The sequence below is a fragment of the Dendronalium sp. ChiSLP03b genome (genome assembly GCF_034531165.2).
Classification (GTDB): domain Bacteria; phylum Cyanobacteriota; class Cyanobacteriia; order Cyanobacteriales; family Nostocaceae; genus Dendronalium; species Dendronalium minutum.
On record NZ_JAVRBR020000091.1, the window covers coordinates 1 to 22490 of the forward strand.

At 41.3% G+C, this 22490-nt stretch carries 9 protein-coding genes; all 9 read right to left on the reverse strand.

Annotated elements, in window-relative coordinates; all coding sequences use genetic code 11:
• Positions 1–374: 374 nt before the first annotated feature.
• Complete coding sequence (locus tag RMY31_RS21355) at positions 375–1172, reverse strand: hypothetical protein (RefSeq protein WP_409878156.1); 798 nt, start codon at positions 1170–1172, stop codon at positions 375–377.
• A 193-nt stretch (positions 1173–1365) separates the two neighbouring features.
• Positions 1366–1848 (reverse strand): TerB family tellurite resistance protein, encoded by a 483-nt coding sequence (locus tag RMY31_RS21360; protein ID WP_409878157.1) that lies wholly within the window; start codon positions 1846–1848, stop codon positions 1366–1368.
• A gap of 161 nt (positions 1849–2009) precedes the next feature.
• Entirely contained in the window at positions 2010–4022 is a 2013-nt protein-coding gene (locus RMY31_RS21365; protein ID WP_409878158.1) for an ABC transporter ATP-binding protein/permease, read from the reverse strand.
• A 31-nt stretch (positions 4023–4053) separates the two neighbouring features.
• Complete coding sequence (gene proC, locus RMY31_RS21370) at positions 4054–4875, reverse strand: pyrroline-5-carboxylate reductase (protein ID WP_409878159.1); 822 nt, start codon at positions 4873–4875, stop codon at positions 4054–4056.
• A gap of 227 nt (positions 4876–5102) precedes the next feature.
• Positions 5103–6209: a zinc-binding dehydrogenase gene (locus RMY31_RS21375; protein WP_409878161.1), complete on the reverse strand. Its 1107-nt coding sequence runs from the start codon at positions 6207–6209 to the stop codon at positions 5103–5105.
• Between the two features lie 19 nt (positions 6210–6228).
• Positions 6229–7023: a hypothetical protein gene (locus tag RMY31_RS21380; protein WP_409878163.1), complete on the reverse strand. Its 795-nt coding sequence runs from the start codon at positions 7021–7023 to the stop codon at positions 6229–6231.
• A 50-nt stretch (positions 7024–7073) separates the two neighbouring features.
• Complete coding sequence (locus RMY31_RS21385; protein WP_409878164.1) at positions 7074–14534, reverse strand: amino acid adenylation domain-containing protein; 7461 nt, start codon at positions 14532–14534, stop codon at positions 7074–7076.
• An 80-nt stretch (positions 14535–14614) separates the two neighbouring features.
• A complete protein-coding gene (locus tag RMY31_RS21390) occupies positions 14615–18877 on the reverse strand; it encodes a beta-ketoacyl synthase N-terminal-like domain-containing protein (RefSeq protein ID WP_409878165.1) in 4263 nt (1420 codons plus the stop codon).
• 1 nt (position 18878) lies between these two features.
• A partial coding sequence (locus RMY31_RS21395) for an amino acid adenylation domain-containing protein (protein ID WP_409878166.1) occupies positions 18879–22490 on the reverse strand: 3612 nt, incomplete at its 5' end.

Sequence of the window (22490 nt, forward strand, 5' to 3'; positions counted from 1 at the left end):
GACTCATATTTGATTTTTGAAATACACGTAGGTGCGTTATGCCTCTGGCACCATCCTATGGTTTTGGTGCGTTACGCTACGCGATAACACAACGCCAGTTTGCTCAAGTCGGGAGACCCGCCCACGCAACTGGCTCCCCTAACATATACTTAATTTTTTCATAAATCAAATCGGATTCCTATAGTGCGACGAATATAAACATTAAGCTTGTCATTATTTTAGCATTTAAGTGTTTCGAGCGCAGGCTTTACTACCTGCGCTACATCAAAGAAGATTAAACTAATCAAAATAAATGGCATATATTACTATTAAAAGGCATCTTTGAGTAAAAATAGCGATCGCTACTTTTACCCCTTATAGATTATATTTTGCCTTTACGACCAAAAAACTAAATCACCTCCCGGCATTTTTCCAATGAAAGAGCTAATTGTTATACGTTCTCCAATGCCTGGTAAGACTTCATGAAAATTACGGCTGTTGAAAATGACTAAATCTCCTGTGAGTGGAATATTATGTTTTACTTCTCTTGTAGCTACTAAAGCACGATCGTAACCATAGGAACCAGGAGTTTTATATTGTTCATCTTCTGGCTGCCACTGCCGATTGTAGACTTTGCAGACACCTCCTTGGCTAGGCGCTTTTACATATATATTCCATACTAGCTGTGAGGTAATATTTCCTATTTCCCAATCTGGAGCATCTAACCCTGCAAAGTCTATGTGTAGCAAGGCAATATTAATATGACGTATCAATCCGGCAAAATAATAGCCATAGACTTCATTTTCGCAAGCAATTTGTACTTTATTTGATACATTCTGACGCAGAATTGTTGCCAAACGTTTTAATGGGTCAAAAGATAAGGAAGTTACCCGATTATAAGTTTCGTTGGCTTTTTCAACTGCATCAAAATATCCCCTCTTATCCCTATTTATATATTCAAATTGGGTAATTCCAATTCTTCCTATTGGTGGTTCCACATTTTTATAAAAATCAAACCCAACTTTTTCAATTGCCAAAGCTAATTTATTACATTCTTCAGATGAAGCAAATTTAGAAATGCGAATTGATGGAATCTCATTTCTCAGCAATGCTTGGAAATTTTGATAGTTCATTTCACAGTCATTTAAAGTTTGCCACTGAGTTGTTTTTAGCATGGGAACTTTCTCACTCATAATTTCTTGTAAACTAAGTTTTTAGAAAAATAGGAAATGATAGAAATAAACTTAAAATGAAAGTTTTAGCTTTTAGATATATCTATACTGCTATGTACTGCATACATAGCAATGTAGAGCCGCACATGTGGCTTAACTCACCGCGCATGAGGGTGGCTCCACATATATTCAAAAATCCTAGTCCTACAGATAATTAATAAGGGCTTTCCCGAGGATATAAGAGGTTAATGAGCTTGTGCCGTAGTGCTGATTCTTCTTTTTGTAACTGCTCTAACTGCTCTACTATTTCTTCTTTTACTCCTAAAATAGAAGCCATTTGCCGAATTTTTACTTTTTCCTTTTCATGAGGTTCTCCATCAGCAGCACAAACTTTAATTGCAGTAAAAAGTATATCTCTCTGTGCCATAGATACTTGAGGAGAAAGAGCAATTACTTCTTCTATAGCATCATCCGCCTCATATGCTTTTAGCTCTTCAATCACCCAGTCTTCTACTCCCCATGATGCACAGAATCCAAGTGCCCAGTCCTTTTCTTCTGGTGAGAGAACTCCATCTGCTTTAGCGCAACATAAAACAGATTTCATATAAATGCTACTATCTTCATTTGTAGGAATCTGGTTAAAGCCAAAGAACCAATTCATTATCCACAATGAACCAAGTTTCGTGATATCAGACATAAGTTTTCTCCCTAAATACTAATGACTCAAATTTTGATTTTCTGAGGCAGCAAAATACTTAAATGGTCTGTTATTTTACCTTTTTGATAAACAACATAAATTTGAGTATTTTAACTGTTTGAGAAAGTTGCTTTGTCTTAGCCCCTCACAGAAGGTAGGTGCTAAACTCTTACCCATTTCAAAACCTTGAGATCTTTATCATAGCGATAGGTTAAGCCATCCCTAGTAGTGATAGACTCCCCTTTGCTTGCCTTACTTCTAATAGTGGAAACGGAATAGTTCGTTAATGCATTCATTTCTTTATGAGAAAACCTTTCGCTTGTACTTATTTCTAACTCTTGTGATTCATTATTAGGTAAAACATCTATAGCAACTTCAGCATTTTCAGAAGTATTAGTGACAATTTCTTTTGCTTTTTGCAGTCGATAATCTTGTACAGTTACAAGTTGCCAACTGGAATCTTGTGAGAGTTCCAGAACCCATTGATGATAATTAAATAGACTTTCTCGATGCCCAACACTAATAAAGGTTGTTTTCGTTGATTGTAATTGTTGATATAAACTTCCTTCATTTTTTAAATCCAAAGCACTTGTTGCTTCATCTAAGATAGTAAAGCTAGGATGAGTAACTAACAGTCGTGCAAAAGCAAGGCGTTGTTGTTCTCCCAGAGATAATATGTTTTCCCAAGGAACTTCAGTATCAAAGCCTTCAACTCGACTTAGCAAGTTTTGCAGGTTTACTTGTTGCAAAACATCTTTGAGTTCTGCATCGGTCATCTGACGATTTGTATTAGGATACAGTAATTGTTCGCGCAAAGTTCCTAAGATAATGTAAGGACGTTGGGGTAAGAATAAGACTTCTTTTAGCGGAGGACGCACCAGACGGCCAGTTCCCGCATTCCACAAACCAGCGATCGCTCTCAACAGAGAACTCTTCCCTCGACCACTGGGGCCAACAATTAATAAACCTTCTCCAGGCTGAACGTTCAATGACAAGTCTTCGACTATCACTTGCTCATAGTTTGGCGTTTGTAAAGTAACATTCTCAAAAGCAAATTGGTTCTCTTCTATTGTTTGAATCGTACTGACATTTTCAGATTGTTTAGTTACTGCTTCTAACGCATCTGAAAACTCAGATAAACGCTCAACATAACTAGAAAATCGTCCAGAAACACTAAATTCCCGGATTAATTCTTCTAAAGCACCAGCAAACATATAGCAAGCTGTAGTAGCTTGTCCAACTTGTCCGAAATCAATTTCACCTTTAATATATAAAGGTGCGAGTACTACGAGTGCGATCAGTTCGATAACAGCCCGGTATCCTCTATTAAAAATTTCCTTACTTCTCTCCCAATCAATCTTTTGTTTAATATCTTTTATCAAAATATTAAATCGGCGTTGAATTATATTTATTTCCTGTTCTTCTCCTCGAAAAAAAGCTATCGACTCAGCGTGATTGCGAACATGAGTTAGACAATAACTATAATCAGCTTTAGCCTCAAGTTCTGCCTGATTAATCTTAATTAATTCTTGATTTAAGTAAATAGCAATAAAGTTACCTACAATTGTATAGATAATTAGAGCAATAGCTATCTGTTGTGAAATCGTCCAGACAACTATTAAAAAAGTTATCATTTCCAGTACTTTTTCTAGGAAAGTAGCTGAAAAACTGAGGGCGTTACCAGTAACTGGTTCAATTTCTTGAGATAAACGTTGATCTGGATTATCAATATCTGCTTTAAAATTAATTTTATAATAAGCACGTTTGTTCAAATATTTATTTAAAACATAATTATTGAGCCATTGATACCAATCAAGAGAAATCTGTTTTCTCACAAACTTAGTCAGTCCTACTAAAAGCGTTATTAATACAAGTCCAACAGCATAAAAACCTATAGTATAACTAAATTTAGAGGCATCTTTCTCTTGAATAATAACATCGATTAAATAGCGATGAATAAAACTATTAAAAGTAGTTACACCTACAAGGCTAAAAATTAAAAATATTAGGAGAATCAGCATTCCCCAGGCACGAATAACGTCTGAAAAAGCTCTTTCTCCTGGCTTGTTTGGATACCAATAAGGGACAGCGATCGCTTTGACATTTTTCCAGAATCGGATAAAGTCTGAAAAAGCATTTGTTGCGGGTTTAACTTGAACAACTTGAGTTGACATATTCGAGAGATAAACTATATTTAATACTTTTTCAAAACATATTACCTAATTGTTGAGTGCGGCTCAAAGCAGTCAGCACCGCATTAGAAATGACAGTTCGCATACCACCTTTTTCTAACTCGTAAAGACCCGCAGCAGTCACTCCTCCAGGACTCGTTACCTTGTTTCGTAAGACGGCTGGATGTTCATCAGTTTGAAACATCAGTTCTATACTGCCAGCAATTGTATGCAATGTGAGTTCTTGCGCTTGTGCGCGAGTTAAACCCATCTGAACCCCAGCATCAATCATCGCTTCGATGTACAAAAATATAAATCCAGTCCCGGCACTACTCAACGCTGTTGCCATATCCAGGTAATGTTCATTTTGAGTAGCAAATTCCTTGCCTAATGCTTGTAAAATGACTTGGGTATGCGATCGCTGTATTTCTGTCACACTTGATGATGCGCTCCACACCGTAGTCCCATGACCAACTTGCACAGCAATATTCGGCATTGTGCGGACAACGGCAGGATGATTCAATCCTTGGCACAGAGATGCAATACCTACTCCACCGACGATACTAATTACTAAAGCATCAGGTGAAATTTTATCTTTCAACGTAGCCATCACAGAGGCTAAAACCTGCGGCTTCACCGCCAATATCACGATAGATGCGCCTTGCACAGCTTCTATATTGCAGGTTGTAGTATGTACTTCATATTCCCTCTCTAGATGAAGGCATCGAGTAGAAAGTGGGTCACTGACTATAACTAGATCGGGTTGTTGAATAGTTTTTGTCGATAACAATCTACTAATTATCATTTCGCCCATCGTTCCACCGCCGATAAAGGCAATTTTTAAATCCGTGAGCATATCTTCTCCTGATTTGACATGTTGTTGGTATTAATAGGACTTACGCACAAGTTATGAGAGAATCGAACCACAGAGGCACAGAGGACACAGAGTAATGAGAGTTCGAGAGGTATTTTGCGTAAGTTTTACAGTAATTTTCGTGTATTTAGACCACAATCTTGTTTCTTCCTTTGCGCCTTTGCGTGAGATAAAAATAATCTGATTCATTTACCTGAAAATTGCTGTAATCAAGATAAATTAGGCTGAATCACAGCTTTTAATACAGAGCCTTGTTCTACATCCGCTAGCGCTTGATTAATTTCTGCTAGTTTGTATGAACGGCTAATTATGCTCGACCAAGCAATATTTTTACTTGAATCACTATGGCGTTTTAGTAATTCAATCATTCTGTAAAAATGGCTGAAATCAATTCCCCAAGTCCCGCGAATATCAATATGTTTGAGATTAATTTCTAAGTGGGGATTGATGAGAATTTCACCCGTATTTGTGTAATGCCCGACAATTATATAACGACCGCCATTTCTTGTCATATTCAAGCCCTCTTTGACAGCAATGGGAATGCCTGTGGCTTCAATCGTGACATCAGCACCGTGTCCGTGCGTCAATTCCAAAACTCGCGCAATATGTTGTTGTGGATTGTTAGCCTCAATTACAAGGGTTTCATCTACACCGAAGGATTTAGCAACTACTAAGCGACTTTCATATTTATCAATGACAATTACTTTGCCCGCACCTGAAAGCAAAGCTAGAATTGCCGCACTCAAACCCACAGGCCCGCAACCCTGAACTACGACAATATCACCAATTTGAATCTGCGCTCGGTCGATAGCGTGTAGTGCAGTTGGTAAAGCACACCCCCCAGCAATGAATTGCTTTGGTGAGACTTCTTCAGGTAAAGTGAGAACTTTAACCCCTGGTTTGAGGTAAATCAATTCAGACCAACCACCCAGTAATCCATCTTTCGCTGAGTAGGTAACACCATAAACCTTACGTTGTGGACAGCGAGTGGATGCTTTGGCTACTAGACAATACCAGCAGTTGTAACAAGTTTCGTGGACATCAAGAAAAGTGGCGATCGCTCCAGCCTGAATCAATTTACCATTGACATCATTAACCTGTCCGCCTGTTTCCACCACACGACCAACTGAAAAGTGGCCGGGAATAATTGGATACGGTACTCCCTGTAGGTGCCCACGTAGTAAATGTACATCAGTGCCACAAACCTCAGAATATAAGGTTTCAATAATGATTCCACCCTTTTCTAAAATAGGGTCTGGTAATTGTTGCACTTCAACTGGGTTATTAGGTGCAGTCATCACAGCTGCTTTGGGCATGAATCATTACCTCACTGATTTAAGACCAAAAAATAATTTCACCATTAGGAAGTAAGCCAATCATAGAAGTGAAAGCTACACGTTGTCCGTGCATTGGCTCAACATAGTGAAAGTTGGTTGTATTGAAAAGCAATACATCTCCGATATAAGGTTGAAAAGCGATCGCATCTGCATCAGTAATTACTCGATCGCTATATCCGTAGGAATCGAGTTTATATTGCTCATCTTCTGGTTGCCACAGGCGATCGTAAATGCAAGTTTTACCATGATTATTAGGAGACAATTTCAAGTACAAAGTCCAGGAAAGTTGAGCAGTAATTGTACAAACTTCCCATCCAGATTGCTCCAATGGCGCAAAATCAATATGAATTTGAGTTCCATGCTCTATCTTTCTGATCAGTCCTGCATAATAGCTACCGTAGGATGGTTCAGAAGCAATTCGCACCTTCGCGCCACACTCTCGGAATTTCGCCATTATGCGCTCTAATGGATTGAAGGAAGCAGCTGTAATGGAATTTCTTAATTTAGTTGCCCGTTCTACTTCTTTAAAATAATCTCCTTTACTAATGCTGTTATATTCAAACACTGTGATGCCAACTTTTTCAATCTTGGGACTCACATCTTGATAAGCGTTAAAGTTGAGCAATTGAGATTGAGCATATAACATCTCACACTCTTCAGGTGTGGCAAATTCTTTCAACCGAATCAGAGGAATTCGGTGTTCCAACAGCATTTTTAAAGTTTCTGTAGTTAAGGGATACTCTTGTTTGTTTTCCCACAGTGTCGATTTGATCTGATTAGAAGCAGCAGTCATAATACAGTTCCTTACATTTAAATTTCAACTTTCAACTTTGGTCAACAATCTCAATTCATACTCACATTCAGCAACGCCATGTTTGCTTGTGCTTGTTGAAAGCAAACTTTCAACTGTTCAGCTAAGACCTGGACGTGGGGTTCAGCCATCATCGTGATATGGTTGCCTGGAACAAAATGGATATCTACTGGTTTGCAAGAATACTCACTCCAGCCCCAGGTCGAATCCTGGGAAATCTCAGAAAACTTGCTAGCCAGCCGTTCTGGGGGAGTCTCGCTGGCACGTAAAAGCGTAATTCGGCCAGGATAAATCTGTTGTGGGACATAATTAATTAGAGATAAAGAGTTTGCTTTTAAAGCTTGCACCATGTTTTTCAGCTGCGTAATTTCAGCGTGAGGAGGCAGCATATTCACCATTTTTAAATGCTGTAAAACGTATTTTAGTTGCTCCTCTTCAGACAGCGATCGCAGGGTATCGTATGAAATATCCATATTCGTTGATAGAGAAACTTCTACTGCTTTGATCAGCTCAATCAACCACCTAGCACGATCCCAATCAAGACGCTCAATACGTGCTTTTTTATCTTTAGAGGTTGGTGCTGACATATCAAGCATGACGACTAGAGCAACAATATGTCCTTGATGAAGCAACTGAGTCGCCATTTCAAAAGCTACTATACTTCCTAAAGAATGTCCTCCTAAAAAGTATGGTCCTTGCGGCTGGACGGCTTGCATTGCTTGAATGTAATGACTAGCCATATCCGGAATTCGGGTGGCTGGCTCTAATTCGTCTAGATTGTTTGCTTGAAAACTGTATAATGGTTGCTCATCTCCTAAATAACGCCCTAAGTGATATAAGTAGAAAGGTTCGCCCCCAGCGCCGGGAATGCAGAAGAAAGGTAACTTGGAACCGTTTGGCTGAATTGGTACTAGACAAGACGAATTTGAGTAATCCAAGTCTATTTGCAAAATTGTCGCCAACTGTTCAATAGTTGGGTTTTGGAAGAGGCTTGTTAAACCCATATCTTTACCAAACTGTTGCTTAATTTGAGCTATTAAGTAGGGAGCTAAAAGGGAATGACCACCAAGGTCAAAAAAGTTATCTTGTACTCCTACTTTGTCCACTTTCAGAATCTTTGACCAAATCTGCACCAATTGCAGTTCTAATTGGTTACGGGGTTCGACAAATGTATCTAAGTTATTAATCTTAGAAGATGTAGGCAAAGCGCGGCGATCTACCTTGCCGTTTGGTGTCAGGGGCAAGCTATCTAGGAATACAAAACTAGAAGGCAGCATGTACTGTGGCAGCTTAGTGGAGAGAAAGCGCCGGATTTCACTAATAGTAAGTGTTGAATCCTGATTTGTGATAATGTAAGCCACTAAGCGTTCTTCAGGTGCAGTTACTACAGTTTGATGCACAGATGGGTGTTGTGCTAATACTGTCTCAATTTCTCCAAGCTCAATGCGTATACCGCGAATCTTGACTTGATAATCTTGGCGACCAAGAATTTCTAGAGAGCCATTTGGAAGATAGCGACCGCGATCGCCTGTATAATACAGCAAATCTCCGTCATTGCGAAAATGGTTTTTAACGAACCGAGAGCGCATTTCTTCAGGAGCGTTAACGTAGCCCAAACTGCGGAATGGTGTCCGCAAAACAATCTCGCCCGGTTCCCCAATGCCGCACAGTTGCTGATTTGCACCTAAAACTAAAGCTTGAGTTTCTGGAAGTGTTTGTCCGACTGGCTGTACACCTGGTCTGGGTTCGCTGGGTACTTGGTAATAACATTTTGCCAAAGTTGTCTCTGTCGGCCCGTACAGATTGACAATTTCACCTGCTTGAGGAAAAGCATCTCGCCATTGCAGTACAAGTGTCTCTTTTAATGGTTCTCCGGCTAAGAATAACCAGCGTAAGTTTTGTAGAGAAACTTCTTTTGGCACATTAGTCAGCCATGATTGCGCTAGGGAAGGAACTGTGTGGAGAACAGAAATCTGCTCGCGTTCCAAGTAACGCAAAATTTTTGTCGGTTCTAACTTATCCTCTGGTGCTGGTATACACAAAGTTGCACCACTGGTCAAAGGTAAGAAGATATCTCTGAGGAGGACATCAAAGGAAAGTCCTGTTAATTGGGCAATGCGGTCTTGTTGATTAATTCCAAAGGTTTGTCTTTGCCAATTGAGAAAATGCGCCATTCCTTTGTGACACCCCAACACTCCTTTCGGAACGCCAGTAGTACCAGAAGTAAAGAAAATATAGGCTGCATCATTAGCAGATATTTTCGGCAGAGGTATTGTATAACTGCTTTCTAAAGAATTTATGGCTAATCCTGTGTCTGGATTTACACAAATGACAGTTAAAGACTGCCATATCTCCTGGTTTTCTGGGTATTGACTATCGACGTACAATATGCATTTAGCTTTAGCTTCTTGAAGCATTAGCCGTTGGCGATCGCTCGGAAGTTGGGGATCAAGCGTGACTAACACTCCTCTACTCAAGAGAACAGCGATCGCACTGGCAATCAATCCAAAACTTGATGTCCCGTACACGGCTACGACATCTCCCCGTTCGATTCCGTGACTCAGCAGCACCCTAGCTAAAGCTTGAGAGCTTTTGCCTAATTCTCCATAGTTCCAAGTGCGAGATCCTTGACGCACTGCTGGCTGTTCTGGGGTGCTATTTACCCAAGAGGTAAACGTTGTTGTAACTAATTCGTATTCTGGTTGTGTTATGGCTGTTGTGGGATCTGGCAGTAAAAATCGGGCTTGTGGTGTGACAAGAGAATAAGTAGCGATCGCCCTATCAGCATCGACAACAATTTGATTCAGCAAATGATGGAATTGTTGCACCATTTGCACCATTCGTGCTGAAGTAAATAAGTCAGCATTATAGAGTAATTGCAGAGTTATTCCTTGTTCGTGTTCTGCAACATACAAGCTTAAGTCAAACTTAGAAGCTGCTTCTGACATCGATATCGGTTCTACAGACAACCCAAAAAGCTCTAGTTGCGTGTCTGCCAAATTCTGTAAATTAAACCACACCTGAAAAATTGGGTTATGGCTGAGATTTCGTTCTGGCTGCAATGCTTCCACCAACATTTCAAAAGGCAAATCTTGATGAGTGTATGCTCCTAGAGCCACTTGTCGCACCCGTGCTAGTAACTGCCTAAAACTGGGATTACCATCCAAGCGGGTACGCAACACAAGAGTATTGACAAAAAAGCCAATTAACCCTTCAATTTCTGCACGGTTACGGTTAGCGATCGGCGTACCGATGCAGATATCATCCTGTCCACTATAGCGCCATAGCAATATTTGGAATGCTGCTAACAGCGTCATAAACAAAGTGACACTTTCTTTTTGACTCAATTGTTTGAGTGCAACACTTAGTTCTTTTGAGAGTGCCAACTCTTGATATGCGCCGTGGTAAGTTTGCACAGCCCCTCTAGGTCGGTCAGTGGGTAGCGACAATAAAGTTGGTGCGTCAGCTAGTTGTTGTTGCCAATAACTCAATTGGCTTTGCAGTACATCTCCTTGCAACCAGTTTCGCTGCCAAATTGCGAAATCTGCGTACTGAATCGACAGTGGTGTTAAAGGTGACGGCTGACTTTGAGAATAAGCATTGTATAGAGTTGCTAGTTCTTGAATAAACACACCCATTGACCAGCCATCAGAGACAATGTGATGTATAAACACTAACAAAGCGTGTTCTGCCTCAGACAGTACAATTAACGTTGCTCTGACTAATGGTTCATCTGCCAAGTTAAAAGGTTGTTGTGCTTGTTTTTGCACTAATTGCTGCAAAGCAATTTCTTTTTCGCTTGTCGGTAGATGTTGCAAGCCAACAATTGATAATACTTCCTGCTTCCTGCTCCCTGCTCCCTGTTCCCTAATAACTTGAATTGGTTGCCCATCAACGCTAATAAAGTTGGTGCGTAATACTTCGTGGCGACGAATAATTTCTTGTAAGCTTTGTTGTAGCGCAGCTTGATTGAGAGTTCCTACCAACCGTAAAGTTAGGGGCATATTATATGCGCCACCCAGAGGCTGTAACTGGTCTAAAAACCACAAACGCTGTTGAGCATAAGACAGTTGTAATTGTGTATTCTCTGCCCGCCTTAAGATGAGTGGTGTAGAAAGTTCTAAGTCTTGTTGCTGTAACTGCCCAATTGATCGCGCCACCTCGGCAATTGTTGCTCTTGCAAACAACTCACGCAATGGTAGTTCAACTTTGAAAATGTTGCGTATACGTGAAAGCAATTGCGTTGCTAGTAAAGAGTGTCCCCCAAGTTCAAAAAAGTTATCATGTATACCCACTTGCTCTAGTTTCAGGACTTGCGTCCAAATTTGTGCCAGCATTTCCTCAATGGGTGTGCGTGGGGCAACATATTTGCCTTTTTGTTCGCTGTCTAAACCCGGTGCTGGTAGGGCGCGGCGGTCTACTTTACCGTTAGGAGTTAGTGGTAAGAACTCCAGCACCACAAAAGCCTGGGGTAGCATGTACTCTGGGAGTTTTGCCTTCAGAAATTGGCGGAGTTGGTTGATTGTGGGTGTCACCTGTGGATAAGTCACCACATAGGCAACTAGGCGCTTCTCTTCTGGGATATCTTCACGAGCGATGACACAACAAGTCTGTACATCACTATGTTGGCTCAGTGCTATTTCAATTTCTCCCAACTCGATGCGGAAACCCCGAATTTTTACCTGATTATCGATGCGTCCTAAGTATTCAATGTCACCATTTGATAAATAACGTGCTAAGTCTCCGGTTTTATATAATCTACTCCCTCTTGCCTCCTCAAACGGATTGCCGATGAATCTTTCCTGAGTTAGTTCGGGACGGTTGAGGTAGCCTCTTGCTAGCCCTACACCACCGATGTGCAACTCTCCAGGCACACCTACAGGCACTGGTTGCAAATATTCGTCTAAAATGTAGACTTGCGTGTTGGCGATCGCTTTTCCAATAGATATTTTCTCGCCATCGTGGCATTTTGCGATCGCCTTCGGCGTGGCTTTGCCAATCGTGGCACAGACACTAGCTTCCGTCGGCCCATAAGCGTTGAAGAAGTTTCTGCCAACAGACCATTGCTTGATTAATTGAGCAGAACAAGCTTCTCCCGCGACAATTATTGTTTGCAGTGTCGGTAATTCCTCCACGGGCATAACTGCTAACGCCGATGGTGGTAGTGTGATATGGGTAATGCAGCGATCGCGTAATTGCTTAATTAATGGTTCTCCTGGCAATAGAGAGTCTTTTGTTCCCAGGTACAGCGTTGCACCCGATCCCAGAGCCATCAATATTTCTGAGATGGAAGCATCAAAACTGAAGGAGGCAAACTGGAGAATGCGACTAGATGAGTCTACGCCAAAAGTTTGAATCTGAGCTTGAGCTAAGTTGCATAGTCCTTTATGCTCAACCATCACACCTTTGGGTCTACCTGTAGATCCGGAAGTATAAATCACATTAGCTAGATGAAAAGCTTTGACTCCAGTGGTTGGGTTATCTTGATTATTTTGAGCAATTTGTGACCAGACTTCATCTAAAAAGACTTGTTTTACTTGATGCTCAGGAAGTCTGTCACTAAGTCGCTGTTGAGTCAGTAGCACTCCCACTTGAGCATCTTCTAACATGAAGTTTAAACGCTCAGGCGGATACTCTGGGTCAAGTGGCAGATATGCCCCACCTGCTTTGAGAATACCCAACAGTCCGACTACCATCTCTAAAGAACGCTCCACACAAATACCCACCAGCACATCTGCTGTTACACCCATAGACTTCAGGTAGTGCGCCAACTGGTTAGCGCGACAATTCAACTGGTGATAGGTGAGTTGTTGATTTTCAAACACTACCGCTACAGCATCGGGTGTACGTTCTACCTGTTCTTCAAACAACTGATGAATACATTTATCTTGGGGATAATCTACTTGAGTATTGTTCCAGTCAACTAATAACTGCTGTTGCTCAAGTTCTGTCAGCAGAGGCAATTGTGCAATTCGCTGTTGTGAGTTAGCAATAATTCCCTCAAGTAATGTTTGGAAATGCCCACTCATCCGCTCGATTGTGCCTGCATCAAACAAATCAGCGTTGTACTGCCACATACCTACTAGTCCAGTGGCAGTATTCTGCATCGATAAAGTTAAATCAAACTTGGCAGTTGCGCCTTCTACTGGCAAAGAACTAATAGTTAAGCCAGCAAGCTCTACTTCAGATATGGGCGCATTCTGGAGGACAAACATCACCTGAAACAGCGGTGTATGGCTGAGGTCGCGTTGTGGCTGCAATGCTTTTACCAACTCCTCAAAGGGCAGGTCTGGATGAGCGTAAGCTTGCAGTGTCACTTGGCGGACTCGACTGAGCAATTGCTGAAAACTGGGGTTGTCTGATAAATCGGTACGTAATACTAAAGTATTGACAAAAAAGCCAATTAACCCTTCAAGTTCTAGGCGATCGCGGTTAGCAATTGGCGTACCCACTACAATATCATCGGAGCCTGTATAGCGATAAAGCAAGGTGACATAAGCTGCGAACAGCGTCATGAATAAGGTGGCTCCCTCTTGCCTACTGAAATTGGCGATCGCTTGACTCAGTTCATTTGATAATTCTATATATTGGACTGCGCCTCGGTAAGTTTGAATGGCTGGTCTTGGTCTGTCTGTAGGTAATCCTAGTAAAGTAGGAGCATTTTTGAGTTGTTGCTTCCAGTAATCAATTTGGATTTGCAGGGGCGAACGGCCGTTCGCCCCTACTTGCAACCATTGCCTTTGCCAAAGAGCAAAATCGGCATACTGAATTGGTAACTCAGGTAGCTTTGGGGACAAGTTCTTGCAAAGGGCTGAGTAAATGGTTGCTAACTCGCGCATTAATATGCCTGTTGACCAACCATCCACTACAATGTGATGTACTGTTAGTACGAAAGCGTGTTCTAACTCTGTAAGTTTTACTACACAAGCTCGGATTAAAGGAGAATTAGCAAGGTCAAAAGGTCGAGTAGCTTCTGTCGTGGCTAATTGTTGGCAAGCGATCGCTCTTTCACTTTCCGGTAAATCTGTTAAATCTACTACTGGCACACTTAAGGTTAAGCTGTCAGCAATTACCTGGACTGGCTGTTCGTTGATGGTGCGAAAGTTGGTACGTAAAACTTCGTGACGAGCAATAATTGCGTTAAGGCTTTGGTCTAACGCCACGACATTCAACTGACCCTGAAGTTTTATAGCTGTTTGTTCGTTGTAGAAGGGGCTATCTGGTTCCAACTGGTTTAATAACCAGAGTCGTTCTTGGGCAAAAGACAGAGGTAAGTTCTGAGGACGATCGGCTTTGATTAGAGGTAAATCCGTGTCGGTGGCTGCATTTTTCTCTTGCAACAACAAGATAAGTTCTGCTTTATGGTTAGCTAATAAGTCACGAGTTTCTAGGGTTAATACACCCTTTGGAGCATTAGCACGCAACTGCTCACCTTCAAGCCACAATTTTACACCCTGTTTAGTAAGGTTAGCTACTAATTGCTCGACATTCACAGAAACATTACCTCCACTCAGTTAATTCGTAATTCGTAATTCGTAATTCGTAATTAAATTAAATAATGATTGATTGCTTTTCAAATTGCGATTTCTTCTCTATCAATTGCATTTAAAATATCTAATTCTGGTTGTTTCTCTAGCTTGGGTGCTATTTCAGCTATTGTGGGAGATTCAAATAAACTTGCTACAGTTAATTTAATCGAAAAAATCTTTCTTAGTCGAGATATAACTTGAACAGCTATTAAAGAATCTCCTCCTAATTCAAAAAAGTTATCATGAATTCCTACCTGTTTAATTCCTAATAATTCTTGCCAGATATCAGCAATTTTTCCCTCGATTTCATTATGCGGAGCTATATAGTAATTGGACAAATTAGGTCTTGTATGGAGTGCAGATAATTTTTCGGTCTGAAAAATATCCGGCTTTGTTTGTAATGAAATCTCTAATTTCTGGTCAGTCTCTTTTTGCCCAGATTTTATACTAAATGCAGCTGATGCAGAAGCAACAGCCATAATAATCTGATGCTCTAATGCTTCAGTTTCAGGAAATGCAGCAACTTGAACAAAATCTTGAGTGCGTAATGCATCAAACCACTGTTCTTTGATGATAAAAGGCTGACCTGGGTTGCGTCTTTTATCGTCTAAAGGTTTCAACAGCAGTCCCCAAGTGATATCAAAGTCTATTTTTGGCTGAGTTATTTCCCACACTAAAAGGAAACCGCCAGGAGCTAATAAAGAGCGTACATGGTGGAGTGTTTGATCTATGTTACGAGTTGCGTGCAACACATTAGAAGCGATGATTACATCAAAGCTATACTTCTCAAATCCTTGCTCAGTTGGCCATTTGTCTATATCTAGTAATTGATATTCAACAAATGGATAGTCCTTAAACTTTTGTTGGGCTTGAGTTAGGAAACCGCTACCAATATCAGTAAAAGTATAGTTAGTTTGTTTGGGCGGCAACACAGGTAATAATACTTGTGTAGACACACCAGTACCCGCGCCGATTTCTAGAACTCTCAGGTGAACAGATGATGGCAATGATTTGACTACATTTTCCAAGCTTGAGCGCAAGATAGAGTTGTAGTAAGAAATTAAGGGAGATTCTGTATATGAACCATTGTTTTCTTTTTGGTAAACCAGTTCGTTGAAAATCTCTAATGGTTCTTGTTCACCAACAACAATAGCAGCTAAATTTTCACCACAGCGTTGCACTAAATCTAAATCTACTAAAGATGAAGCAGCAAACCTTGCTCTAACTGCTTCTAAATGTTCATTAATATAATCTTGCGAACATGGCAATAGCTTAATAAATAACCCCTCCTGTTGCTGTAGTTGTCCTTGTTCCACCAATATTTGCAACCATCTAGATAACAATTGCTGATAGCGGGGAGAAATATGGTATTGCGCTAACAAATTATCTAAAGAATACTTTTCTTCGGGATTGCTAAAAATCCCTAATTGCTGGAATGCAGAGTTGATGTAGGCTGTACATAAACGGTCTAACCACTGTCTATTTTCCTGATAGGTTAACTCGTTGAGTTCTGCATTTCTAGCATTTGCTTGCTTTTGACCTGCTTGTGTAAGTGATGTCCACAATTGTGATGTTGGAGGTATGTTTTGCAACTGTCCCCAAGCTGCTTTTTGTGGGGGATCAATCCAATAGCGTTGACGTTCAAAGGGATAAGTCGGTAAGGGAAGACGATAATACTCATCCTGGCTATAAAATCCAAACCAATCTATTTTGACCCCAGCCAACCAGAGTTGACCTAATGTGTTGAATAAAACACGAATATCAAATTGCTTTTCTTGAGGATGACGTACCGAAGTCAAGACCGTTTGTAGAGGTACTTTGTCTGGATGTCTCTTGACTAATGTAGTTAGTGTGTGTCCTGGCCCTACCTCTAGTAAAACTTGCTCTGGTGTTGCTAATAATTTCTCGACACCTTGAGCAAACAGCACTGTAGAACGCAGATGTTGAGCGTAGTAGTCAGGATTTGTAGCTTGGGTGACTGTAATCCAAGTACCAGTCAGGTTGGAAATATAAGGAAGTTTGGGGGGATTTAAAGTAACTTTTTTGACTCGCTCTGCAAAGGCCTCTAAAATTGGTTCCATCATTTGAGAATGGAAAGCATGGGAAGTATGCAGACGGCGGCATTCAATTCCTTGAGTAGCTAGCTGATTTTGTAGTGCATCTACGGCTGCTGTGGAACCGGAAACTACACACTGCGAGAGTTGATTAATCGCTGCAACAGAAAGTTCTTGTCCTAGTAGAGATTTTACTTTGTCTGCTGGTAATGGAACAGAAAGCATTGCCCCCGTGGGAAGTTGCTGCATTATCTGTCCGCGTGCTGCTACCAGAGATAAGGCATCTTCTAGGGAAAAAACTTCTGCTAGAGTTGCTGCTACATACTCGCCAATACTATGACCAATCGCAGCTTGTGGCTCCACTCCCCATGACTGCCATAATTTAGCTAGGGCGTACTCAACTACAAAAATAGCGCTTTGAGCAATTCCTGTTTGTTGAAGTTGCTTCGATACCTCATCAATTTTTTCGTCGCTAGGATAGAGAATATGGCGTAAATCCAGCCCTAGTAAGGGTTTAAGAATTTCTGAGCAATAATCGACTTGTTTTTTAAATACTGTCTCACTTTCGTAAATTTCCCGTGCCATATTGACATACTGAGAACCTTGACCGGGAAACATAAAGACAACAGGCCGTTCTGTAATGTCTGTATAATTGGTAAAAACTTGTTGGGCTGCTAAACAACTGAGAGTTTTGACAGCATCTTCTAAGTCTTGACAAATTAACATCCGCCGATGATTAAAACCCCGACGACCACTATTGAGGGTATAAGCTACATCGCCTAAGTTAAGCTCTGGATGCTCCTTTAAATGCGCGATTAAATTAGCTGTTGCCTTCTCAAGCGCACTCGCAGTCTTAGCCGAAAGACACAACAGTTGATAATTTCTCCCCTGCTCCCCTGCTTCCCTGCTCCCCTGCACAAAAACAGGTGCTTCTTCTAAAATTACATGAGCATTAGTACCCCCCATACCAAAAGAACTAACGCCAGCACGGCGAGGGGTGTTATTTGTATTCCATTCAGTCAAAGTTGTATTGACATAAAAAGGACTGTTGGCAAAATCAATTTTGGGATTAGGTGTCTCGAAATGCAAACTCGGAGGCAGCATTTTATGTTGCAGTGCTAATACTGTTTTAATCAAACCTGCAACACCTGCTGCTGTATCCAAATGTCCTAAGTTGGTTTTTACCGAACCAATAGCGCAGAAGCCTTTTTTATCAGTAGTTTGATTAAAAGCTTGAGTTAAAGCTGCAATTTCAATGGGGTCTCCTAAAGGTGTAGCTGTACCATGAGTTTCAATATAAGAAATTGTTTCAGCATCTACGCCAGCTATAGCTTGAGCCTCGCCAATCACTGCTGCTTGACCCTTAGCACTAGGAGCAGTGTAGCCGACTTTCATTGCACCATCATTATTAATTGCTGAGCCTTTAATGATTGCATGAATGTAGTCGCGATCGCTTATCGCATCCTTTAATCTTTTCAGTACCACAATACCAGCACCGCTACCGGCGATCGTTCCTTGTGCTTTAGCATCAAAAGCACGGCAGTGTCCATCAGGAGAAAGAATCATTCCCTCTTCATGCAAATAACCTATTTTCTGGGGAATGCTGAGAGTAACTCCACCAGCTAAAGCTATGTCACATTCCCCGTTTAACAGACCTTGACAAGCTAAATGAACAGCAACCAAAGAAGTAGAACAGGCTGTTTGCACATTGACTGCGGGGCCAGTCAAGTTGAGTTTATATGCAACTCGTGTAGGTAAAAAATCTTTATCGTTGGAGATTCCTAATTGCACAGGGTCAATTGTTTTTAATAATTGATAATTAGGGTAGAGGTTGTTGAGCAAATACCCACTCATTCCTACACCACCATAAACCCCGATTAAACCATTGTAGGTTTGTGGGTCATAACCAGCTTTTTCTACGGCTTCCCAAGCCAATTCTAAAAATAGGCGTTGTTGTGGATCTATCAACTCAGCTTCTTTGGCACTATAAGCAAAGAAATTTGCATCAAACAATTCAATGTCTGATAAAACACCGCTAGCTTTTACATAATTAGGATTATTCAGTAAATCTAGAGAAACGCCAGAATTTATCAATTCTTCATCCGTTAGCCAGGAGATAGATTCTACACCATCTCGTAAATTCTGCCAAAAGGATTCAATATCTTTTGCTTGTGGAAATCTACCAGCAACAGCAATTACTGCTATTTCAGAATTATTATATTCATTATCTTTATGCACTGAATACATTGTCATTTTACCTTTTTTTCTGAGAGCGGTATTGTTGCCTGGATTGTAATTGTTGATTTCTTAAAGCTTTAACTTCACTATGAGATTTAGGACGAAAATTATTCTGTTTAATTGTATCTTCTTTTGGAACTTTATTACTTAAGTATTGGCTTAAGCTATGTATAGTTGGGTAATTAAACATATCAACTATTGACAATTCTAAACCAAATTCTTCTTGCAATTGCTGATTAATTTTTACTAGTAGTAACGAATGACCTCCTAGCTCGAAGAAATTATTGTAAATACCTACCTTTTCTACTGCTAATGCTTTTTGCCAAATGCCAGCAATGATTTTTTCTACTTCTGTATTTGGCATTACATAATCTGATAGTTCCTGATGTAAATCTGGGTTAGGCAGAGTGCGACGGTCTACTTTACCATTAGGTGTCAGGGGTAAAGTTTCTAGTATTACAAAAGCAGTTGGCAACATATACCCAGGCAGTTTATCGGCAAGGAACTGACGCAGTTCCCTCGTTGTGAGTATCACGTCTTTTTGCGGCACTACGTAAGCGACTAAACGCCTATTACCTAGAGTTTCTTCACGAGCGATGACAGAACATATCTGCACATCACCATGTTGGCTCAGTAATGCTTCGATTTCTCCTAATTCGATGCGGAAGCCCCGAATTTTTACCTGATTGTCAATGCGTCCTATGTATTCAATGTTGCCATCTGGGAAATAACGTCCTAAATCTCCGGTTTTGTAGAGGCGACCAGAACCAAAGGGATTGGAGATGAATTTCTCTTGTGTCAACTCTGGACGATTAATGTAGCCTCGTGCTAGTCCCACACCACCAATGTGTAACTCTCCTGGTACACCCACAGGTACTGGTTGTAAATTTTCGTCTAAAATGTAAACTTGTGTGTTGGCGATCGCCTTACCAATAGATATTTTCTCGTTATTGTTGCATTTTGCGATCGCCTTGGGCGTGGCTTTGCCAATCGTCGCACAGACAGTAGCTTCCGTCGGTCCGTAGGCGTTAAAAAAGTTTCTCCCTACAGACCATTGCTTGATTAATTCAGGAGAACAAGCTTCTCCCGCTACAATTATTGTTTGCAGTGCCGGAAGTTCATCCACAGGCATAACTGCTAGTGCCGATGGTGGTAGGGTGATATGCGTAATCGAATAATCGCGTAATCGCTCAATTAACGGCTTTCCTGGCAATAGAGAGTCTTTAGTTCCTAGATAAAGCGTTCCACCTGACCTCAGTGCCATGACGACTTCCCAAATAGAAGCATCAAAACTGAAGGAGGCAAACTGGAGAACGCGACTATCCGAAGTCAAGCCAAAAGTTTGAATCTGAGCTTGAGCTAAATTACATAGTCCCTTGTGCTCAACCATCACGCCTTTTGGTTTGCCTGTTGAACCTGAAGTATAAATTACATTAGCTAGATGAAAAGCTTCGACTCCACTGGTTGGGTTATCTTGATTGTTTTGGGCAATTTGTGACCAAGCTTCATCTAAACAAACAAGTTTTGCTTGATGTTCAGGAAGTTTGTCAATAAGTCGCTGCTGAGTTAACAGTAGCGAAACTTGAGCATCTTCTAGCATGAAGCTCAAGCGTTCAGTAGGATACTCTGGGTCAAGTGGTACATACGCTCCACCTGCCTTAAGAATCCCCAATAGTCCCACCACCATTTCTAGTGAGCGTTCCACACAAATACCTACCAGCGTATCTGGTTTTACACCCAATGAGCGCAAGTAGTGCGCCAACTGGTTAGCGCGACAATTCAACTGGTGATAGGTGAGTTGTTGATTCTCAAACGCCACCGCCACTGCATCCGGGGTACGCTGAACCTGTTGCTCAAATAATTGATGGATACACTTATCGGAAGGATAGTCCACCCATGTATTATTCCAATCAACTAATAACTGCTGCTCAACTGCTGTCAGCAGGGGTAATTGGGAAATTCGCTCTTGAGGATTAGCGACAATTCCTGACAGCAAAGTTACAAAATGGCCAGTCATTCGTTCAATTGTGCTGGCATCAAACAAGTCAGTATTGTACTCCCACACACCCACCAATCCTTGGGTAGTGTTTTCCATCGATAAAGCCAAATCAACCTTTGTAGTTGTACTTTCTACTGGCAATGAACTAACAGTTAACCCAGCAAGCTCTACTTCCTGTACGGGTGCATTCTGAAGGTTAAACACGACCTGAAACAGTGGCGTATGTCCCAAATCCCTTTCTGGCTGCAATGCTTCCACCAACATTTCAAAAGGCAAATTCTGATGAGCATACGCTCCTAAAGCGACTTCTCGAACGCGAAGGAGTAATTCGCTAAAACTGGGGTTGCCTGCCAAGTTGGTACGCATGACTAAAGTATTGACAAAAAAGCCAATTAACCCTTCGATTTCAGAGCGATCGCGGTTTGCTATGGGAGACCCCACCAAAATATCTGATTGTCCTGTATAGCGATAAAGTAGGGTATCAAATGCTGCCAACAGCGTCATAAAGAGAGTACAACCTTGCTCCTGGCTCAGTTTTACCAATCTGCTAGTTAACTCAACTGAAAGTGCAAACTTCTGATATCCGCCAGCAAAAGTCTGCACAGCCGGTCTGGGTCGGTCTGTGGGTAGCGACAACAAAGCTGGTGCGTTTGCTAGTTGCTGTTGCCAGTAGCTCAGTTGGCTTTGTAATACATCTCCTTGCAACCAGTTTCGCTGCCAAATAGCGAAATCTGCGTACTGAATCGGCAGTGGTGCTAAGGGTGACGGCTGACCTTGAGAATAAGCATTGTACAATGCTGCTAGTTCTTGAACAAACACACCCATTGACCAACCATCAAAGACAATGTGATGTATAAAAACTAACAAGGCGTGTTCTGTCTCCGACAGTACTACTAATGTTGTCCTGATTAATGCTTCAGTTGCTAGGTCAAAGGGTCGTTGCGCTTGTTGTTGCGCTAATCGCTGCAAAGCAATTTCTTGTTCGCCTGTAGATAAATACTGCAAATCAACAATTGAGACTGTCCAATTCGTCTGGCTTTGAATAACTTGAACTGGTTCTCCATCAACTGTAATGAAGTTAGTCCGTAACGCTTCGTGGCGATAAATAATTTCTTGTAAGCTTTGTTGTAGCGCAGTTCGATTGAGAGTACCAACTAGACGCAAAGCTACAAGTAAGTTATAGAAGGGACTATTGGGATTTAACTTGTCTAAAAACCACAAACGCTGTTGAGCATAAGACAGTGGTAACTCTGCATCCCTTGCTCTTGGTACGATTGCTGATGCTGTTAGATTCTGTTGCTGCAACTGTTGAATGTGTTCGTATAATTCAGCAACTGTTGGTGCAGCAAATAAGCTACGTAATGGTAGTTCTACCTTCAAGCTGCTACGCACACGGGAAACCAGTTGCGTTGCCAGTAGCGAGTGTCCGCCAAGCTCAAAGAAGTTATCATAAATGCCCACAAGCTCGACTTTTAGCACTTGCGCCCAAATTACTGACAGGATTTCCTCAATGGGGTTACGTGGGGCGACATACCGATCCGATAATTGGTTGTGTAAATCAGGTGCAGGTAATGCGCGGCGGTCTAATTTCCTGTTAGCGGAAAGCGGTAGAGCCTCCAAGATGACTAT